Below are 12,877 nucleotides of genomic sequence, written 5' to 3' on the forward strand. Positions count from 1 at the left end.
TCATAGCTCCAATACTTTATAATTTTCACTCTTCTCTTCATATTGAAGATAAGAATTGTCAACCAGCTGTACAAACTCGATATTATAATTCCGATCTTTTAACTTAAGTCGGATATCGCGCTCAGAATCACCTTGCACGTAGAGGGTTTGTGTTTTTTCCCGAACAGGCACCTCTAGTACAGATTCCTGAAAGTATACTTTGTAAATCATTTGCCAAATCTCTCCTTAGATACCGTTTGTTAGATTGCCTTCTAACATTATATTCGAAACGGGCGCGTAAGAAAAGGGGGCCGAACCCCTTTCAAGGTCTGACCCCTACGCGATTGTCCTTTTTCTTAACAAATGTTTCCATTGTCCTTTGAGCTTATTTCTAAGTCTTCTCAGCATTTTTATCACTCCTTTTCATCAAAACTTGTCCATCATCCATCTATCCGGTGCTTTTTCTCTATTACTTATATTATATGAGATAACCGGTTTTTTTTTCATGGGTATTCGTGGAAATTAAAAGATAAGTTATTTTTCACCGAAATTATTGTTTTGTCGCACAAACAAACTTTGTTATAGTATATCTGACATTTATTTAGCTTATTGCATCTGGAAAAGGAGAGTCTGATGATGAAAGAAAAAGTGATTTTTTTTGATATTGACGGGACGCTGCTTGACCATGATAAGAAAGTACCGGCATCAACCAGGCAGACCATTGATGATCTGCGCCATGCAGGACACCATGTAGCGATTGCTACAGGACGCGCTCCGTTTATGTTTAAAGATTTGCGGGAGGAACTTGGAATCGATTCCTTCGTTTCTTTTAATGGCCAATTTGTTGTGTTTGAAGGGGAAGTGATTTATAAAAATCCTCTAAAAACGGAAACTCTGGAAAAGGTTTTGGCTTATTCGTCCGAAACGAAGCATCCGCTCGTTTTCATGAATCATGAAACCATGATGGCAACAGAGGGGGACCATCCTTTTATTCGCGAGAGCATGGGTTCTTTGAAATTTGCTCATCCAGAAGTAAATCCGGATTTCTTTACAGAGTCTGAGATCTATCAGACATTGCTTTTCTGCAAAGCAGGCGAGGAAGATGCTTACAAGCAATATAAGGATTTAAATTTCATTCGCTGGCATGAACTGGCGACAGATATTCTTCCAATGGGCGGCTCTAAAGCAGAGGGCATCAAAAAATTAGTGGAGCGTCTTAAATTTGAAAGAGAAGATATATATGCATTCGGTGACGAATTAAACGATCTGGAAATGATAAAATATGCAGGAACGGGAGTAGCGATGGGGAATGCCAATCCGAGAGTGAAGGAAATCGCGGATTTCATTACTAAGCCCGTAGATGAAGACGGAATCCAATATGCCGTTCACGAACTCGGGCTTCTTTCTTCAAAGGTGGAAAAAATATAATCTCAATGAAAAGGGAGCCGCATAGGGCTCCCTTTTATCGTTCTATGGCTATGGCGCCTTCAGGAATAGAAAATGGCTCATTGCTGCTCATATGATCATAGAACATGATACCATTTAAATGATCAATTTCATGCTGAAAAACAATCGCAGCAAGTCCTTTTAAGCGCAAATCCAATTCACTTCCATCTAAAGCAGTGGCCTTTACTCTCACTTTCGCATATCGTGGCACATATCCCGGCACCGGTCTGTCAACGGAAAGGCAGCCTTCTCCTTCAGCAAGAAAACTCTGCTGAACCGAATGGCTGATGATTTTAGGATTAAATAGTCCGTAGCTGTATTGTATGTCTCCATCCACAAAATGGACGGCAATCATTCGCTTGCCAACATTTATCTGAGGGGCGGCAAGGCCGACTCCAGGCCGGAGATCATGTTTTTCTGCAATTACAGGATCCTGGCTGTTTTTTAAGTAATCAAGCATCTCCGCAAGTATTTGGCGGTCTTCCTGAGAAGCAGGCAGCGATACTTCCTTTGCCGATTCCCGCAAAGTCGGATGACCCTCCCTAATGATGTCTTTGCTTGTAAGCATTGCACGCACTTCCTTTCATCGTTTCAACACGTATCTTTTTCATTATATAGAAACCCCTTTTTGAATGAAAGATGATTCTATTGTATTTTCAGCACCGCCTTGTAAGAACATTAATCCAGGCTTTGAACGAATATAGGGTGCTGAAGGCGGGCTGATATTTTTTGCGGTTCTTTCATTTTTAATCTCAAGAAAAGGGTTTGTCCAGTAAACAGCAATAAAAAACTGACGGATGAAACACGGAAGCATTCGATTTTTAAGTCTCATTAATTTAACACAGTATTTTTTATGAAGTCTGTTTCAGGAAATTTGCTGAATGAAATAAGGATTAAGCAAGGTTGATTTGAGCTGCAGCATACTTCCTTTCAGCAGGGGGACTCTTAAGCTTCCTTAGCTCAATGGCGCCTGCGGGGTTTAATCTTTCATTTTGCACCCGCATCTTCCGCTTCAAACAGCCTAATCAGTGATTGTCCAAACTACACGCGTTGAGATATCCAAAATCTCGTTCATATAGGATTATTCTTCATAGTGCGCCGGCATTTCTGCAGGCTGGCGCTCAGAAGTATACAGATTATTTGGCTGCACATATGTAAAAAAGAGCACCCCTTAATAGGAGTGCCTTGTACTCAGGATTTGTGTCCAAGCTCCGGGCGTTAGCCCTTCGGCCGCTTCGCTCTCTCGGTTGGAGGCCCGCAGGATGCGGGTCAGTTCTGCGTTGCGGCAGGACGCCGCGCTATTAGCAAAACAACCTCACTTGAGCGCCCCTCGGTCGAGAGCTCCACCGTCTTTCAGGGCTGTTCAAGCGCCCTCCGCTTTTCTTGTTAGCAGCTTCCGCCAAGGTATGCTGCACCGACGATGATTAATAGGATGAACAATACAACGATTAGAGCAAATGTGCGTCCGTAGCCGTAGCCACCGCAGCCGTATGCAGGATAAGCAGGATAACAATACATATGAACGACCTCCTTTAAAATAGCGCTCTTGCTTGAGCGTCTGATATAACATATGCTTACGGGGTAAATGTGTATAGTCATTAGCCCAGTTCTTTTTTCTTTTTAGGTTTCGTCCCAATGAGTGATGGAAAGTGCCGGTCGAAATACCTATTTTTGCCGGCGTTCGCCAATTACTTTGCCTGGATGTATTGTGTTCCTTGCGCAGAGATTTTATAGTTAGTAGTTGTAGAGTAAGGGGGATTAATTGTGCGGAAACAGAACAAATGGCTAATGATCGGCATAAGTGCTGCCTTATCAGGTTCCATTCTCACAGGCTGTATGGGGCCATCGCCATCAGAGCAGGCATATGAAGCGCTGGAAAATGTAGTCTCTAAAGAGAGTCCGTTTAAGAAGGAGCAAAAGCCTCTTCTTGAACTTGAACAGAAGGAGAACAAGATTTACAACGAAATTATTGCTCTTGGAATGAAAGATTTTAATCAAATCAAATCACTTTCAGGGGATGCGCTGAAATTAGTGGCGGATCGGAAAGAACGGGTCGAGGCGGAGCAGAAAGCAATAGCAGATTCTGAAAAAGCATTTAAAGATGCAGAGGAAGCTCTTGGGAAAATCGAGGATGAGAAAGCTAAGAAAGAAGCGGCCGAGTTAAAAAAACTAATGCATGACCGCTATAATTCATATAACGAGCTTGCGCAATCTTATAAATCGGCCATTGCCCTTGATGAAGAATTGTACAAAATGTTCCAGAATAAAGACCTCAAGCTTGAAGAACTGGAAGCGCACATCAGTAAAATCAACGCATCCTATAAAGAAGTAATGGAGTTAAACAAAAAGTTCAATGATTATACAGAACAGTATAATACAGCCAAAAAGGAATTTTATCAGGCAGCTGAATTAAAAGTGGAACAGTAAACAGACTGATGCGAATGGAATGGACATCCGTGCTGGCAAGAGCCGCCGGCTTCCATGCTTTTCGTACAGTCTTTGTTTTTGCCTGCTTTTTAATGAATGTTTTTTGCGGGTATTTGGGCAAAAAGATGTGAAGGGTGTTTCATACCGTAAAGATTGATAAAACAGCATTCTTTTTTGGATAAAATGAAAACGCTACTATTGTAGTACAGTTTTTTTATTTGTACTAATACAGTTTGTCTAAATGTCATTTATTTGCATTTTCCGCGTTGGAAAATTTCCTTGTATAAACCTTATGTAAACAGATTGACTTCGGTTTTTATGAGGTGTAAACTATGTTTGTATTATTAGTATTGTATTATTTTTGCTTGTAAAAAAATTAATACAGTTCCCGTAACTTGATTCTTTACATATAAGGAAGTTTTAAGTTGCTCTATTGTGGTAAATGGTAGTGGAATGTATTTGAAAAAAATGTGTCTGTGTTTTAATTTAGGGTATCCTAAATCTGTATATGACTGGAATCATTCTGCTATCAAAATTGTCTAAATGAAAGGAAGAGGTGACTTAGATGGCTGCTAAAACTAAATCTGCACTTGTAGACGGCAAAAAGCAATTTGATGCGATTGCCGAGCAGTTCGAAACGTTACAAATTTTAAATGAAAAAGGCGAAGTCGTGAATGAAGCGGCAATGCCGGATCTGTCTGATGATCAATTGAAAGAGCTTATGCGCCGTATGGTTTATACGCGTATTCTTGATCAGCGTTCTATCTCCCTTAACCGTCAAGGACGTTTAGGTTTCTATGCGCCGACTGCCGGACAGGAAGCTTCTCAAATTGCTTCCCATTTTGCATTGGAAAAAGACGACTTTATTCTTCCTGGATACCGTGATGTGCCTCAAATTATCTGGCATGGTCTTCCGCTTTATCAAGCGTTCCTATTCTCCCGCGGACATTTCCACGGCAACCAAATGCCTGAAGATGTATATGCATTGTCTCCTCAAATCATCATTGGAGCTCAATACATCCAGACTGCCGGCGTAGCGCTTGGAATGAAAAAGCGTGGAAAAGAAGCAGTTGCCATCACTTATACAGGGGACGGCGGAGCTTCACAAGGTGATTTCTATGAAGGAATTAACTTTGCCGGAGCATTCAAGGCTCCAGCGATTTTCGTTGTTCAAAACAACCGCTATGCAATTTCAACTCCTGTAGAGAAGCAATCTGCTGCCCGTACAATTGCTCAAAAAGCAGTTGCTGCCGGTATTGTAGGAATTCAAGTTGATGGTATGGATCCTCTTGCTGTTTATGCTGCTACAGCTGAAGCTCGCAAACGCGCAATCAGCGGAGATGGCCCGACATTAATTGAAACCCTGACGTTCCGTTATGGTCCTCATACAATGGCTGGGGATGACCCAACGCGCTATCGTACAAAAGATATTGAAAATGAGTGGGAAGAGAAAGATCCTCTTGTCCGTTACCGCAAATTCCTTGAAGGCAAAAAGCTTTGGAGCGAGGAAGAAGAGAACAAAGTAATCGAACAGGCGAAAGAAGAAATAAAAGAAGCGATTAAAAAAGCCGACGATTATCCAAAACAAAAAGTAACTGACCTTATGGGTATTATGTATGAAGAAATGCCTAATAACCTCAAGGAGCAGTTTGAAATTTATAAAGCGAAGGAGTCGAAGTAAGCCATGGCGCAATTGACAATGATTCAGGCAATCACTGATGCGTTACGCACAGAACTTAAAAATGACGAAAACGTTCTTGTATTCGGAGAAGACGTTGGCGTAAACGGCGGGGTTTTCCGCGCGACTGAAGGATTGCAGAAGGAATTTGGCGAAGACCGTGTATTCGATACTCCGCTTGCAGAATCTGGAATCGGCGGTCTTGCACTTGGACTTGGTCTTCAAGGCTACCGTCCAGTTCCTGAAATTCAATTCTTTGGTTTTGTATATGAGGTAATGGATTCCATTTCCGGCCAAATGGCACGTATGCGCTACCGTTCTGGCGGAAGATGGACTTCACCTGTAACGATCCGTTCTCCATTCGGCGGAGGAGTACATACTCCTGAAATGCATGCGGACAGCCTGGAAGGTCTTATGGCACAGCAGCCTGGCCTAAAAGTAGTTATCCCATCCACTCCGTACGATGCGAAAGGATTGCTCATTTCTGCAATTCGCGATAACGATCCGGTAATCTTCCTTGAGCACATGAAGCTTTACCGTTCTTTCCGTCAGGAAGTTCCTGAAGAAGAGTACACAATCGAACTAGGGAAAGCGGAAGTGAAGCGTGAAGGTACAGACCTTTCCATCATCACTTACGGTGCAATGGTTCATGAATCCCTTAAAGCTGCTGAAGAGCTTGAAAAAGAAGGCAAATCAGTAGAGGTTATTGACCTTCGTACTGTTCAGCCGCTGGATATCGATACAATCATTGCTTCTGTTGAGAAAACAGGCCGTGCAATTGTTGTTCAAGAAGCTCAAAAGCAAGCTGGAGTTGGTGCAAACGTTGTTGCTGAAATTAATGACCGCGCTATCCTAAGCCTTGAAGCTCCTGTTCTGCGTGTTACAGCTTCTGATACAGTATTCCCTTTCTCTCAAGCAGAGGGTGTATGGCTGCCTAACCACAAAGACGTAATTGAAACAGCTAAAAAAGTTTTGGAATTTTAATCAAACAGGACGAAACAGCAATCGAAAAGAAATCAGTTGATCTGGTTTCTTTTCGTTCATAGCAAATCACACAAAACTGGGAGGTTGAAAAACCGTGTCATTCGAATTTAAAATGCCGGATATCGGTGAAGGAATCCATGAAGGCGAGATCGTAAAATGGTTTGTTAAGCCAGGTGACGAAATTGAAGAGGACGACGTACTTGCAGAGGTTCAAAACGATAAAGCAGTCGTTGAAATTCCTTCTCCTGTAAAAGGAAAAGTATTAGAACTTAAAGTTGATGAGGGAACAGTTGCAACAGTTGGACAAACTCTAATCACTTTTGACGCTCCAGGCTACGAGAACCTTAAATTCAAGGGTGACGATCATGGAAGCGATGAGAAAAAAGAAGAAAAAACTGAGGCTCAGGTTCAATCAACAGGCGAAGCGGGTCAAGATGTGAAAAAAGAAGAAGCTCCAAAGCAAGAACCTGCTGCTGAAACAGGTGCAGGAAGCCAGGATCAGGTTGAAGCTGACCCTAATAAACGCATTGTAGCTATGCCATCTGTGCGTAAATATGCACGCGAGCAAGGAATTGATATCCGTCAAGTAAACGGATCCGGCAAAAACGGACGCGTATCTAAAGAAGATATCGATGCATTCGGCAAAGGCGGAGCTGCGCAACCAACAGAAGCTCCAGTAGCAGAAGAAAGCAAACAAGAATCTAAACAAGATTCTAAACAAGATTCAAAACCTGCTGCACAAGCAATTCCGGAAGGCGATCTTCCTGAAACACGTGAAAAAATGTCCGGCATGAGAAGAGCGATTGCTAAAGCAATGGTAAACTCCAAGCATACGGCTCCTCACGTTACGCTTATGGATGAAATTGATGTTACTGAGCTTGTTGCACACCGTAAAAAATTCAAAGATGTTGCGGCAGACCAGGGTATTAAGTTAACATATTTACCGTACGTTGTGAAAGCTCTTACTTCTGCGCTGAAAAAGTTCCCAGTGCTTAATACATCCCTTGATGACAGCACAGACGAAATTGTTCAAAAGCACTACTACAACATCGGTATCGCTGCAGACACCGAAAAAGGTCTCCTGGTACCTGTTGTTAAAAATGCTGACCGCAAATCTGTATTCGAAATCTCTGATGAGATCAATCAGCTTGCAGTTAAAGCGCGTGATGGTAAACTTTCCGGTGCCGAAATGAAAGGTGCATCCTGCACAATCTCTAACATCGGTTCTGCCGGCGGACAATGGTTCACTCCGGTAATCAACCATCCTGAGGTAGCAATCCTTGGAATTGGCCGTATTGCTGAAAAGGCTGTTGTACGCGATGGTGAAATTGTTGTAGCTCCAGTTCTTGCTCTATCCTTGAGCTTCGACCACCGTATGATTGATGGTGCAACCGCACAAAATGCAATGAACCACATCAAGCGTTTGCTGAATGACCCACAACTTATTTTAATGGAGGCGTAATCAATGGTAGTAGGAGATTTCCCTATTGAGACTGACACTCTTGTCATTGGTGCGGGACCTGGCGGCTATGTAGCCGCCATCCGCGCTGCACAGCTAGGACAAAAAGTAACAATCGTTGAAAAAGGAACTTTGGGCGGAGTTTGCCTAAACGTTGGATGTATTCCTTCCAAAGCATTGATTTCAGCTGGTCACCGCTTCGAAAATGCTAAGCATTCCGAAGACATGGGAATCACGGCTGAGAACGTAAAAGTTGATTTTACAAAGGTTCAGGAATGGAAGGGCAGTGTTGTCAACAAGCTTACGAGCGGTGTTGAAGGCCTTCTTAAAGGCAACAAAGTAGAAATCGTCCGTGGAGAAGCATACTTCGTAGACGGCGAATCCATTAAAGTAATGGATGAAAATTCTTCTCAAACTTATAAATTTAAAAATGCAATCATTGCGACGGGTTCCCGTCCGATCGAACTTCCAGCTTTCAAATACTCTGACCGTGTTATCCATTCTACAGGCGCTCTTGCTCTTAAAGATGTTCCGAAGAAATTGGTTGTAATCGGCGGAGGCTACATCGGTACTGAGCTTGGAACGGCGTATGCAAACTTCGGTACTGAAGTAACTATTATTGAAGCTTTGGATGATATTTTAATGGGCTTTGAGAAACAAATGAGCTCACTTGTTAAACGTAACCTGAAGAAAAAAGGGAACGTTGACATTCATACGAAAGCAATGGCTAAATCTGTTGAAGAAACAGAAAATGGCGTGAAAGTAACATTTGAAGTGAAAGGCGAAGAGCAAACGGTTGAAGCGGATTACGTACTTGTAACAGTAGGACGCCGTCCAAACACTGATGAACTTGGCCTTGAGCAAGTAGGTGTTGAAATGAGCGACCGCGGCGTTATCAAAATTGATAAACAATGCCGCACAAGCGTTTCAAACATCTTCGCAATCGGCGATATCGTAGAAGGTCCTCCGCTTGCACATAAAGCTTCTTATGAAGGTAAAATTGCTGCAGAAGCAATCGCTGGCGAATCTTCCGAAATTGACTATCTTGGAATTCCAGCTGTTGTATTCTCAGAGCCTGAACTTGCTACTGTAGGTTATACAGAAGCTCAAGCTAAAGAAGAAGGCCTTGAGGTAACAGCTGCTAAATTCCCGTTTGCTGCTAATGGACGTGCTCTGTCTCTTAACGAAACAGACGGTTTCATGAAACTGATCACGACAAAAGAAGATGGAATCGTAATCGGCGCTCAAATCGCTGGTGCGAACGCTTCTGATATGATTTCTGAGCTTGGTCTTGCGATCGAATCCGGTATGACGGCTGAAGATATCGCAATGACGATCCATGCTCACCCAACTTTGGGCGAGATCACAATGGAAGCTGCTGAAGTAGCTCTTGGAAGCCCGATTCATATCATTAAATAAATTGCATAAAAAAAGACCTCCGCGAAAGCGGAGGTCTTTTTAATGCTTCAATACTTTTCGAAGAGGGTTTAATATTTCTTCTTTTGTCTGTACCATTCCTTCAATGTGAATGACTACTTTTTTATTGTCCATAACTAGCAAGGACGGATATTTACTGATGCCGAATGGATTTTTTTGTTCTTCCTGATACACCTTGAAATTCTCGGAATCAACCGGATATTGTTCTTTAATAGTCAGCAGCGCATCATAATACTGTTTTTCATCCTCAATTTTATCTCCGTCTGAGAAGAAAACAATCACTTTGTCTTCTGTTTGGATGGAAGTGCCTGAGGTCTGGGACATTAATCCTGGGAACGTGCAGGAAGAGAGAAACAGAACAGGCCCAATCATCACCGTCAAAAACATCCGATCGAACTGATTTATCTTATCTGTGAACACGATTTACCCCTCCCCAGTCCTATTTCCGGTCTCAAATTAACCCCATTTTATCATAATCCTATTTCATTCCTTTAAATGTCATCAAAATGTTACCGAATTGAAAAATGGAATTTTCAAATTAAAAAGTTACTTCCACTTATATAAACGGAAGTAACTAGAAATTCGTTTCATTTTTTTCCAATTATTTAATCTTTATTTTTAATTGAGAAAATTTTAAACTAAACTTTTACTTATTAGGTGGTTGTTTTAAAAAGGCTATGTTCAAGTATGATGTTGATTTTTAACACCTCTTAATTGGAGCGGAGGGCGTGAGCAGAAGGACAGGTGAGCCCCCATTGCAGACCCACTGAAAGCGAGCATCCTTAGGCAGAATACTATGATTTAGATAGAGCAAATCTTTCCTGGAGCAAAGAACGCTCTCAGCAGCAGGGTTCTAAGAATGGATAAACAATTTATCCATATCGCATAACCTTTCCATTAAACAGATGCAGCTCCGCTTTCATTTTCTTAGCAAGGAACTTGCAAAGTTCATTGGCCTTTCCTTTATCCCCGTGTCCTGAAGAGGCGGGCAGGTATACCTGGACCGTTGTTGCACCCCCATCTTCTAACTGGATGATTCCTATATAAATATGATTGAAGCCAGGCTGTTCACTTCTTAATATAAGCAAGCGGTCATTTTCCTCAAAGGTTTCATAGGGAAAGGCGGTCTCGCTGTATTCCCAGCCAAGCTGTTCCCCTGTTTTTGCTGTTATGTTTTTATAGTAGTCAATATATTCATAAATGGTTTTTAAAGAGAGCGGTTCCATATTTTTTAAAACGATGCTTGCATGTTCTCCCACATCCAGTCCTCCTTTTTCCTGTTGATTATATTGTATTCTAAAAAATCTGATATTTACAACAAATTCTGTTCATACATCTCAATCCAAAGGAGGAAGGGTCCCCAATCTAATTTATGAGAGATTTATCCGCCCTTCCTTCCCATGTGATAAATCTCTCCTCCCCATACAATAGGTCGCCTTGACAAGAATGGGCTCCGGCCTGTACTCGGACCGCTAAGGCTGCTGAACAACTTGAAAAGTGTATTTTTTGAAGGACCTGACGGTGAAACAATCGAATTGATCGAGGAAAAAATGCGCTCAAAACAAATTAAATGTGACATACTTTTTATACTTGACGAATACAATGTGACATAATAATATATATTTAACAGATCATTAAAACCGCTTACAATTATGAAAAGGGGATGGGAAGATGGGAACAATCGTTTGCCAGGATTGCAACAGCACGATCAGCCACTTTGAAGATGAAAAAGTATCCACTTTGTACGGAAGATGCTTAAATTGTGAGTGCGAAAAAACTGAAATTAAACGGTAATCTTTTCGAGGGGTTAAGATAAAAAGGGAAAAGCATGCGCTGAGTCTGGCGCATGCTTTTATTTATTACGATTGATTCAATTCGTTCTCTTATCGTATGGCCTTATGCTCTTTAATAACCCGAAGGGAATTTAAGTTAGGATCCTCAGGCCCCTGCACAGGAAGCCCAACCTCCATGTTTTTTTGAATATAGGCTAGGTTATCCTCTGTAATAATCTCACCTGGAATAAAGATAGGTATCCCCGGAGGATATACCATTATAAACTCAGCAATGATCCGTCCTGCTGATTCATTAAAATCAACGATTTCTGTTTCGGAATAGAAAGCATCCCTTGGTGTAAGTGCAAGCACTGGAATGTCAGGCAGCAGCACGGCTGTTTCTTCAATCTGACCGGGATCGCGGTGTTTGAAACGGTCTGAAAGCTCAGTCAGTGCCTCGACTAGCAAGTCTATTTCCTTCGGCGTGTCTCCAGGGGTAACAATGCAAAGGATGTTATATAAGTCGGATAATTCAACTTCAATCCTGTATTTTTCCCGCAGCCACTTCTCCACATCATAGCCTGTTAAACCAAGCTCCTTCACTGAGATAATGAGCTTTGTCGGATCGTAATCATACGTCGACTTCGTCCCGAGAATTTCACTGCCTACACAATAGATATCCTCTATATCATTTAACTGCCGGCGAGCTGATTGAGCGAGCTGAATGGTTTTGTCAATCAGCTCCCTGCCCTCCATGGCAAGACGCTTCCTTGCTACATCCAGCGAAGCGAGCAGCAGATAGGATGTTGAGGTTGTAGTCATCATACTCAAAATTGACTGTACCCTTTGAGCGGATACAAGCCCTTCTCTGACATTTAGGACCGAGCTCTGTGTCATGGAGCCTCCGAGCTTATGAACGCTCGTTGCAGCCATGTCAGCACCTGCCTGCATAGCTGACATGGGAAGCTCTTCGTGAAAATGGATGTGCACACCATGTGCCTCATCCACCAAAACAGGTACATGATAGGAATGGGCAATTTCGACGATTTTTTTCAAATCTGCCGAGATGCCAAAATAAGTAGGGTTTATGACAAGAACCCCTTTGGCATCAGGGTGCTGATCAAGAGCAGTCTGCACAGAGTCAGTGGTGATTCCGTGAGATATACCGAGCTCTTTATCGACTTCAGGATGAATAAATACGGGAATTGCACCAGAGAAAACAATGGCGGTCATTACTGATTTATGAACATTTCGCGGAACAATAATTTTATCTCCAGGCTTGCAGACAGCCATGACCATTGTCATGATCGCCCCGCTCGTTCCTTGAACGGAGAAAAATGTATAATCAGCTCCAAATGCTTCTGCAGCAAGCTCCTGCGCTTCTTTAATAATTCCCTTTGGAGAATGCAGGTCATCTAGAGGTCCTATATTAATCAGATCCATTTTAAGGGCGTTTTCGCCGATATAATCCCTGAAATCCGGATCAATACCGGCCCCTTTTTTGTGTCCTGGTATATGAAATTGAATTGGATTCCGGTCAATGTGTTTTTTTAATCCGGTATAAAGCGGTGTTAGGTTTTGATTCAATGTATAATTCCACCTTCTTTGTCTGAAATACGTCCTTAATAAAAACACATGAATTATATCATTAGGAGCCATTTTTATAAAGAAAATTTTGCTTTGCTTTGTCAAAGG

At 42.1% G+C, this 12,877-nt stretch carries 13 protein-coding genes; 7 read left to right on the plus strand and 6 right to left on the minus strand.

The features are described from left to right. On the minus strand, positions 1–210 hold the full coding sequence (locus J9317_RS08510) for a DNA-dependent RNA polymerase subunit epsilon (RefSeq protein ID WP_211557877.1): 210 nt from the start codon (positions 208–210) through the stop codon (positions 1–3). Positions 211–615: 405 nt separating this feature from the next. Here J9317_RS08510 and J9317_RS08515 point away from each other — a divergent pair, with 405 nt between their 5' ends. Beyond that, the gene (locus tag J9317_RS08515) at positions 616–1,407 is read left to right on the plus strand and encodes a Cof-type HAD-IIB family hydrolase (protein WP_211562222.1); all 792 of its coding nucleotides are present in this window, start codon (positions 616–618) and stop codon (positions 1,405–1,407) included. Positions 1,408–1,441: 34 nt separating this feature from the next. On the opposite strand, the gene def is transcribed toward J9317_RS08515, so the two are convergent. After that, on the minus strand, positions 1,442–1,993 hold the full coding sequence (gene def, locus J9317_RS08520) for a peptide deformylase (protein ID WP_211557879.1): 552 nt from the start codon (positions 1,991–1,993) through the stop codon (positions 1,442–1,444). A gap of 818 nt (positions 1,994–2,811) precedes the next feature. Beyond that, the gene (locus tag J9317_RS08525) at positions 2,812–2,943 is read right to left on the minus strand and encodes a YjcZ family sporulation protein (protein WP_211557881.1); all 132 of its coding nucleotides are present in this window, start codon (positions 2,941–2,943) and stop codon (positions 2,812–2,814) included. Between the two features lie 246 nt (positions 2,944–3,189). Here J9317_RS08525 and J9317_RS08530 point away from each other — a divergent pair, with 246 nt between their 5' ends. The 5 genes from J9317_RS08530 to lpdA all read left to right on the plus strand — a co-directional run bounded on the left by J9317_RS08530 (position 3,190) and on the right by lpdA (position 9,392). Beyond that, on the plus strand, positions 3,190–3,852 hold the full coding sequence (locus tag J9317_RS08530; RefSeq protein WP_347880516.1) for a YkyA family protein: 663 nt from the start codon (positions 3,190–3,192) through the stop codon (positions 3,850–3,852). 565 nt (positions 3,853–4,417) lie between these two features. After that, on the plus strand, positions 4,418–5,533 hold the full coding sequence (pdhA, locus tag J9317_RS08535) for a pyruvate dehydrogenase (acetyl-transferring) E1 component subunit alpha (protein WP_211557883.1): 1,116 nt from the start codon (positions 4,418–4,420) through the stop codon (positions 5,531–5,533). Positions 5,534–5,536: 3 nt separating this feature from the next. Then, a complete protein-coding gene (locus J9317_RS08540) occupies positions 5,537–6,514 on the plus strand; it encodes an alpha-ketoacid dehydrogenase subunit beta (protein ID WP_211557885.1) in 978 nt (325 codons plus the stop codon). A gap of 94 nt (positions 6,515–6,608) precedes the next feature. Continuing rightward, a complete protein-coding gene (locus tag J9317_RS08545; RefSeq protein ID WP_211557887.1) occupies positions 6,609–7,976 on the plus strand; it encodes a dihydrolipoamide acetyltransferase family protein in 1,368 nt (455 codons plus the stop codon). A 3-nt stretch (positions 7,977–7,979) separates the two neighbouring features. Further along, positions 7,980–9,392, plus strand: a complete 1,413-nt coding sequence (gene lpdA, locus J9317_RS08550; RefSeq protein WP_211557889.1) for a dihydrolipoyl dehydrogenase — start codon at positions 7,980–7,982, stop codon at positions 9,390–9,392. A 39-nt stretch (positions 9,393–9,431) separates the two neighbouring features. On the opposite strand, the gene J9317_RS08555 is transcribed toward lpdA, so the two are convergent. Both J9317_RS08555 and J9317_RS08560 read right to left on the minus strand, forming a co-directional pair. Further along, positions 9,432–9,830: a hypothetical protein gene (locus tag J9317_RS08555; protein ID WP_211557890.1), complete on the minus strand. Its 399-nt coding sequence runs from the start codon at positions 9,828–9,830 to the stop codon at positions 9,432–9,434. 452 nt (positions 9,831–10,282) lie between these two features. Continuing rightward, positions 10,283–10,669, minus strand: a complete 387-nt coding sequence (locus J9317_RS08560; protein ID WP_347880517.1) for a DUF1885 family protein — start codon at positions 10,667–10,669, stop codon at positions 10,283–10,285. Between the two features lie 412 nt (positions 10,670–11,081). Between J9317_RS08560 and J9317_RS08565 the strand changes: the two genes are divergently transcribed. Further along, positions 11,082–11,204: a GapA-binding peptide SR1P gene (locus tag J9317_RS08565; protein WP_035413085.1), complete on the plus strand. Its 123-nt coding sequence runs from the start codon at positions 11,082–11,084 to the stop codon at positions 11,202–11,204. Positions 11,205–11,293: 89 nt separating this feature from the next. Here J9317_RS08565 and J9317_RS08570 read toward each other — a convergent pair whose 3' ends face one another. Further along, positions 11,294–12,769, minus strand: coding sequence for an aminotransferase class I/II-fold pyridoxal phosphate-dependent enzyme (locus J9317_RS08570; protein WP_211557891.1), 1,476 nt, complete (start codon positions 12,767–12,769; stop codon positions 11,294–11,296). Between the last annotated feature and the right edge of the window lie 108 nt (positions 12,770–12,877).

The organism is Metabacillus flavus, assembly GCF_018283675.1.
Classification (GTDB): domain Bacteria; phylum Bacillota; class Bacilli; order Bacillales; family Bacillaceae; genus Metabacillus_B; species Metabacillus_B flavus.

Excerpts from the sequence above, each read along its gene's own strand:
- lpdA (WP_211557889.1), top strand. The coding sequence starts at position 7,980 with ATGGTAGTAGGAGATTTCCCTATTGAGACTGACACTCTTGTCATTGGT.
- J9317_RS08525 (WP_211557881.1), bottom strand. The coding sequence starts at position 2,943 with ATGTATTGTTATCCTGCTTATCCTGCATACGGCTGCGGTGGCTACGGC.
- pdhA (WP_211557883.1), top strand. The coding sequence starts at position 4,418 with ATGGCTGCTAAAACTAAATCTGCACTTGTAGACGGCAAAAAGCAATTT.
- J9317_RS08510 (WP_211557877.1), bottom strand. The coding sequence starts at position 210 with ATGATTTACAAAGTATACTTTCAGGAATCTGTACTAGAGGTGCCTGTT.
- J9317_RS08515 (WP_211562222.1), top strand. The coding sequence starts at position 616 with ATGAAAGAAAAAGTGATTTTTTTTGATATTGACGGGACGCTGCTTGAC.
- def (WP_211557879.1), bottom strand. The coding sequence starts at position 1,993 with ATGCTTACAAGCAAAGACATCATTAGGGAGGGTCATCCGACTTTGCGG.
- J9317_RS08540 (WP_211557885.1), top strand. The coding sequence starts at position 5,537 with ATGGCGCAATTGACAATGATTCAGGCAATCACTGATGCGTTACGCACA.
- J9317_RS08565 (WP_035413085.1), top strand. The coding sequence starts at position 11,082 with ATGGGAACAATCGTTTGCCAGGATTGCAACAGCACGATCAGCCACTTT.